At 58.0% G+C, this 6,013-nt stretch carries 5 protein-coding genes and 1 pseudogene; 2 read left to right on the plus strand and 4 right to left on the minus strand.

Annotated elements, in window-relative coordinates; genetic code table 11:
* Positions 1–79 precede the first annotated feature (79 nt).
* Together ACN0WV_RS19460 and ACN0WV_RS19465 are read left to right on the plus strand one after the other, a co-directional pair.
* Positions 80–1,300: a TRAP transporter large permease gene (locus tag ACN0WV_RS19460; RefSeq protein ID WP_417607883.1), complete on the plus strand. Its 1,221-nt coding sequence runs from the start codon at positions 80–82 to the stop codon at positions 1,298–1,300.
* A gap of 23 nt (positions 1,301–1,323) precedes the next feature.
* A complete protein-coding gene (locus tag ACN0WV_RS19465; RefSeq protein ID WP_417607884.1) occupies positions 1,324–2,298 on the plus strand; it encodes a TRAP transporter substrate-binding protein in 975 nt (324 codons plus the stop codon).
* Positions 2,299–2,535: 237 nt separating this feature from the next.
* Here ACN0WV_RS19465 and ACN0WV_RS19470 read toward each other — a convergent pair.
* The 4 genes and pseudogenes from ACN0WV_RS19470 to ACN0WV_RS19485 form a co-directional block, all read right to left on the minus strand.
* A protein-coding gene (locus ACN0WV_RS19470) for an IS3 family transposase (RefSeq protein ID WP_417607887.1) occupies positions 2,536–3,725 on the minus strand; the annotation gives its coding sequence in 2 pieces (ribosomal slippage) (positions 2,536–3,473 and positions 3,473–3,725; 1,191 coding nt in all).
* A 203-nt stretch (positions 3,726–3,928) separates the two neighbouring features.
* Entirely contained in the window at positions 3,929–4,702 is a 774-nt protein-coding gene (locus tag ACN0WV_RS19475; protein ID WP_417607885.1) for an SDR family NAD(P)-dependent oxidoreductase, read from the minus strand.
* Between the two features lie 20 nt (positions 4,703–4,722).
* Complete coding sequence (locus ACN0WV_RS19480; RefSeq protein WP_417607886.1) at positions 4,723–5,793, minus strand: phosphotransferase family protein; 1,071 nt, start codon at positions 5,791–5,793, stop codon at positions 4,723–4,725.
* Between the two features lie 3 nt (positions 5,794–5,796).
* Positions 5,797–6,013: pseudogene (locus ACN0WV_RS19485) on the minus strand (hypothetical protein); the annotation flags it as partial.

Below are 6,013 nucleotides of genomic sequence, written 5' to 3' on the forward strand. Positions count from 1 at the left end.
GTTAACGAAAACAGGTGGGTCAATTTTACGCGCTCATAACCCACCCAAGTGGGTCAATTTTGCATGCCGATTCACACTTATGGGTGCGGTATCCGTTCTTACCTTTGTCGCAGTCGATAAAACGCAGTTTTTATCCATCCTGCCGCAGCGCATCTTTGCCCAGCTTGATGTCTTCGCCTTTATGGCGATGCCGCTGTTCATTCTGACTGCCGAGATCATGAGCCGCGCGGGCGTTACCCGAAGCCTAATCGATTTTGCCATGTCCATTGTCGGGAGGTTTCGCGGTGGATTGGGTCATGTCAACATCCTGACCAGCGTATTCTTTGCAGGCATCTCGGGGTCGGCCATCGCGGATAGCGCAGCTTTGTCGCGCACATTTGTGCCGGAAATGAAAGCACGCGGTTATGATCCATACTATGCAGGCGCGATCACAGCGGCCTCTTCAATGATCGGACCTATCATTCCACCGTCGATCATTATGATTATTTATGGCGGCCTGACCGGTGCCTCGGTTGCGGCACTGTTTATCGCGGGCGTCATGCCTGGTCTGGTGTTGGCTGTATCGCTCATGGTGTTGAACGCGATCATTGCGCATATCAAGGGGCATCCGGGTGGGGCCTCTGACGATCTACCGCGCTTTTTTCCCAGCTTGCTGAACGCGGCACCGGCCCTGTGCCTGCCCATTGTGATCCTTGGCTCACTTGTCTTTGGGTTGGCCACACCCACCGAAGGATCGGCAATCGCCGTCGTCTTCGCGCTGCTGGCCGGCCAGTTCTACAAAGGGCTGAACTGGCGCATGATCTTTGACGCGGTCGAAGCCACGGCCAAGATGACTGGCACGATCTTTATCATACTCGCAGCGATTTCGGTGTTGGGCTATCTGGCAGGCCAATTAGGTTGGTCCAGTGCGCTGGCCAACTGGGTAGAATCCTTCGGGCTGACCGGTACGAGATACCTGTTCTTTCTTGTAGGTATCTTCTTGATCGCAGGCATGTTCATGGACACCCCCGTGGCCCTGACGCTGCTGATCCCGTTGTTCGCCCCCCAAGCGATGGAGCAAGGCATCAGCCCGATCCACCTTGGCATCGTGCTGTGTTTCAATCTGTGTGTCGGCCTAATCACGCCACCCTTGGGCAAATGTCTTGTGGTCGTATCCGCGCTGACCAATCTCAACTATTGGCGGCTGGCCTATGCGGTGATGCCCTTCATTCTTGTTCAGGTGCTGCTGTTGCTGGCGCTGGTCTACTGGCCGGCACTCAGCCTCACTCTGCCGCGCCTGTTCGGATTTTCTGTGAATTAACTAATCCAAAGGGAGGAAAACCAATGAAACTCAAGGCACTTACACTGGCGACGCTGCTCGCCATGGCCACATCTGCATCCGCAGAGGTCAAAATTGCATTAGACGGGAAACCAGACCTCGAACAATCAGGGTCCTACAACTGGTCTTTTGCCTTTGCCAAGGCGCTGAACGAAGGCGGCATCGAGACACGTGAAATGCCACGTGGTTCCGTCGGCAACGAAGCCGAGAAATTTGATCAGGTCTCAACCGGCCTGCTGGAAATCTCGATGTCCGACGTGCGCGCCGTCGCACAGGTCGAACCGTTCATCTACGGCATCCGTTTGCCTTATGTCTTCGACAACATTGACCATATGGATCGGGCATTGGCTGCTGGGGATGTTTACACCCGTGTCAACGAAAGCCTCGCTGCGCAAGACGCGATCCTGCTGGCGCTGGCACCGCTTGGACCAGCCTCGGGTGTGATCACCACAACCCAAGCCGTGCGGTCGCCGTCCGACATGTCCAGCCTGCGTATGCGGGCTTTGGATGATGCGCAAATCGCGATGTACGAAGCATGGGGTTCAAGCGGTACAATCGTGCCTTGGGGCGAAGTGCCTGCCGGTCTGCAAACCGGTGTGATTGACGGCTATCTGAATTCACCCTTTGTCCCTGTTATGTTTGGCCAGACCGATTTCGTAAAAAACTTTGCGACAGCTGATGTGATCTGGCCGCTGCGCGCCGTCATCGCATCAAAAGACTGGTACGATGGTTTGTCCGATGCAGACCGCGCGACTGTGGATGCGGCTGTTGTGACCGCAGACGCGGCGGCACGCGCATGGCTGAACGAAGCGGCCGAAAATGGCCTGACAGCACTTGAAGAAAAGGGCGTGACAGTTCAGCGCCTGACCGCAGAAGAACGTGCTGTTTTCCGCGAGGCGTCTTTGTCTGTCTACAACACAGACCTGATGTCCGCAGAAGACACTGCGCTGTGGAAGAAGCTGTCTGATCAGACCCGCTAATCCAGAGGGGCGGGACGCGATGCCAGCGCCCCGCCCAAATAAAAAACCAGAAAGAATAAACATGCGCCACTACATCATCAGCATCAGTGATCGTTTGCATCAGCTCATGCGCCGCGTTTCCGTATTTGCGGTATGCCTGATGTTCCTAACGGTGGTTGTGCAAATCATTGCACGCTATGTTTTTTCATCCCCACCTGTCTGGACTGAAGATGTCGCCCGTGACCTGCCACTGAACTTTCATCCAGCCGGAACCGGAGTCCTTTGGGTTGTTACGCCGATTGGCGCAGGTGGAGCAACCGACATCCGTGCGGAGCTTTCAGCTGGCGCAGCGCGGGTGTCGGTTGCGGTGGTGAGGTGTTCGGCGAATTCCTTTGGTGTCTGATAGCCAAGCGCCGAATGCGGGCGTGTTTCGTTGAAGTCGGCGGCCCAGTCCAGGATCACGGCACGGGCGTGGGCCATGTTCCGGAACATGGTCTCGTTCAGAAGCTCATCGCGCATGCGTCCGTTGAAACTCTCCACGAAGCCATTTTGCATGGGCTTACCCGGTGCGATGTAGTGCCACTCGATCTTGCGCTCCGTAGCAAAGGTTAAGATCGCGTTACTGGTCAGTTCGGTGCCGTTGTCGCTGACAATCATGCCCGGCTTGCCCCGCCGTTCGATCAGGGCGGAAAGTTCACGCGCCACACGGCGCCCGGAGATCGACGTGTCCGGAATGGCCGCGAGGCATTCCCGGGTGACGTCATCGACGACGTTGAGGATACGAAAGCGCCGCCCGCAAGCGAGCTGGTCGTGAACAAAATCCAACGACCACCGGGCGTTTGGCCGTGCCTCGACCAGGATCGGTGCCCGGGTTCCTACCGCCTTGCGCCTGGCCCGGCGTTTGCGCACCGTGAGCCCTTCTTCTCGATACAGCCGGTAGATACGGTTGATCCCTGACGGTTCGCCATCGCGGCGCAACAGCACGAACAGACGCCGATAGCCAAGCCGGCGCCGTTCATTCGCCAGATCGCGCAGCCGCTGGCGCAACCCCGTCTCTGGAGGTCGGATTGATCTGTAGCGGATCATCTTCCGGTCTGCTCCAACAAGGCGGCAGGCCCGCCGCTCCGACAGGCCAAGCTTGGCCCGAAGATGCGCAACGACTTCGCGCTTCACGGCGGGCCTTACCATTTTTTTGCCAGCAGTTCCTTCATGGCCGCCGCATCCAGCATCTGCTCGGCCAGCAGCTTCTTCAGCTTTGCATTCTCATCCTCAAGCGCCTTCAGCCGCTTGGCATCGGAAACCGTCATCCCGCCAAACTTCGCCTTCCAGGCATAAAATGTGCCTTCCGACATCCCGTGCTTGCGGCACAGATCAGCGCACTTCGCGCCGGCCTCATGCTCCGTCAGGATACCGATGATCTGTTCTTCGCTGTATCGCGTTCGCTTCATTGTCCGTCCCTTCGTTGGGTCGGATTCTAATTCCAAATGCAGGAAAAATCCCATGGCAGGGCAAGATCATTTCCTACCAGACTAGTTGCAATTCCGGGCCCCTCCAAACCACACCAAGACCGCTCGCGCAGCTGGGACCCACATTGAGCGATCGCTGCGACCAGCAGCCTGCTGGACCTGACCTTACTTGTGCGGCGGTTCCCCTAAACATGATATCCGCCATCGACAGCAATAACTTGCCCTGTCACAAAACGGGCCCGCGACGATGCGAGGTAGATGACTGCCTCGGCCACATCGTTGGGTGCGCCCAGAAACTTGAGCGGCACCTGTGCTGCGGCGGCGTCGCGATAGGCCTGATCAATATGGCCCTGTCTCGTAAGCTCCTGATATTGCCCCGCGTCTATAATCCCAAGCGCGACGCCATTGGCCCGTACGCCAAAGCGCCCTTCTTCTTTGGCAACACCTTTCATAATTGCGTTGACCGCCGATTTCGGCACCACTGATAAAGCGTCTGCAGCGGCATAACGAAACTGTGCCGCACTTTGGATCGCGACGATTGACCCTTTGGCGCTACGCAGATGTGGCAGGGCATAATGTACGACGTTGAAAAAACCGAACGCATCCTGCAACAGGTGCTTTTTCATCTGCGCGGGTTCGATCTTGCTGAGATGGGTCAGCGGCACGACAGGGCCGGCGGCATAGACCAGAGTGTGCAGACCGTCCGTCGCAACCTGGTCAATCAGGGCTTTGACAGCGCCGGAGTCTTCGACATTGATCTGATGGATCGATGCGTTTTGCCCTTCGGCCGCGACAAGATCGGCGGCGTCTTGTGCGCGCGCCTTGTTGCCGTGATAGGTGAGGGCCACATCGCATCCGTCACGGGCCAGAGCGCGGCAGATTTCGGCACCGACGCCCCCGCTGCCACCAATGACAAGGGCGCGTCCGTTTGCGGGGAAGGCAACAGAATGTTCGGTCATGGGACGGTTCCTTTTGAAGGTCAGGATAACATGGCGATTTCAGCGTAGTGCCACCCAAGTTCGGCGACCGGCCGGGCCAGCTCGCCCGCGACTCGCGCATGGGGATTGGACGCAGTTCCGTCGATCACACGCTTCATGACGCCCTGACGGATCGCGGCAACGCGGAACAGGCAGAAGGCAAGATAGGTGTTCCAGTCCTTTTCGCTGACATCCTGCTGGCCTGTGGCCTCCAGATAAGTGTCGCGATAGGGGCGAATTTCGGGAATGCCCAGTGTGCCCAGATCGGTATCGGCCAAGCCGCGAAATGCGGCACGCGGAAAATGCCATGTGAGCATGTGATAGGCAAAATCTGCCATCGGATCACCAATGGTCGAAAGCTCCCAATCCACAACGGCCAGAATACGCGCCTCGGTCGGGTGGAAGATCATGTTGTCCAGCCGGTAGTCCCCGTGGATCAGAGCGCTGCGGCGTTGCTCGGGCAGGTTGTCAGGCAGCCAGGCAATAAGCCGGTCCATCGCGTCAATCGGAACGGTTTCCGAGGCGCGGTATTGCTTTGTCCAGCGTGACACCTGCCGGGCAACGTATCCATCAGGGCGTCCGAACCCATCCAGCCCGACTTTGGCCGGCTCAACGCAATGAAGTTCCGCAATGACGCGGCCCAATTCAGCATAGATCCGCGAACGTTCCTGCGCTGGCAGATCAGGCAACCATGGCTCCCAGAACGAGCGGCCTTCGACATAATCCATGATATAGAACATGGTGCCGACGATGCTCTCATCCGTACACAGAAGCTGCGGCTTCGCCACCGACACGGCGGTGTCCTGCAACGCGGAAATCACACGAAATTCACGGTCCACCGCATGGGCAGAGGGCAATAGCACGCCGTCGGGTTTCTTGCGCAGCACCAGTCGCCGCACGCCATCAAATGACAGGACCATCGTTGGATTGGACTGCCCGCCGCGAAACCGCTCAATCGTCAGCGCGCCATCGCAGCCGGGCAGGGCGCTTTGCAGGTAGTGTTGCAGACGGTCCGGATCGACCGGGCCGCCTTTGGCAAGTGGTTCAGTTCCGGTAAAGCGCGCGGCGTCCATGACCTATGTCGCTTTCGTGTATTTGCGCAATTCGAGACGGCCGATCTGGTTGCGATGCACTTCGTCCGGCCCATCGGCAAAGCGGATCTTGCGCGCATGAGCGTAGTAATTCGCCAGTACGAAGTCCTGCGATACCCCACCGCTGAGAACGGCGGTGAGAAAGTCGACCACGGTAGCGGCGGGATGAGCCCGCTGCGGGCGGCGTAAAAGTCGTCCACCT

Source organism: Primorskyibacter flagellatus (genome assembly GCF_048268605.1).
GTDB classification, from domain to species: Bacteria; Pseudomonadota; Alphaproteobacteria; order Rhodobacterales; family Rhodobacteraceae; genus Primorskyibacter; species Primorskyibacter flagellatus.

What these genes read in the sequence shown, in the direction of transcription:
- ACN0WV_RS19460 (WP_417607883.1), top strand. Translation starts at nt 80, where the DNA reads ATGGGTGCGGTATCCGTTCTTACCTTTGTCGCAGTCGATAAAACGCAG.
- ACN0WV_RS19465 (WP_417607884.1), top strand. Translation starts at nt 1,324, where the DNA reads ATGAAACTCAAGGCACTTACACTGGCGACGCTGCTCGCCATGGCCACA.
- ACN0WV_RS19475 (WP_417607885.1), bottom strand. Translation starts at nt 4,702, where the DNA reads ATGACCGAACATTCTGTTGCCTTCCCCGCAAACGGACGCGCCCTTGTC.
- ACN0WV_RS19480 (WP_417607886.1), bottom strand. Translation starts at nt 5,793, where the DNA reads ATGGACGCCGCGCGCTTTACCGGAACTGAACCACTTGCCAAAGGCGGC.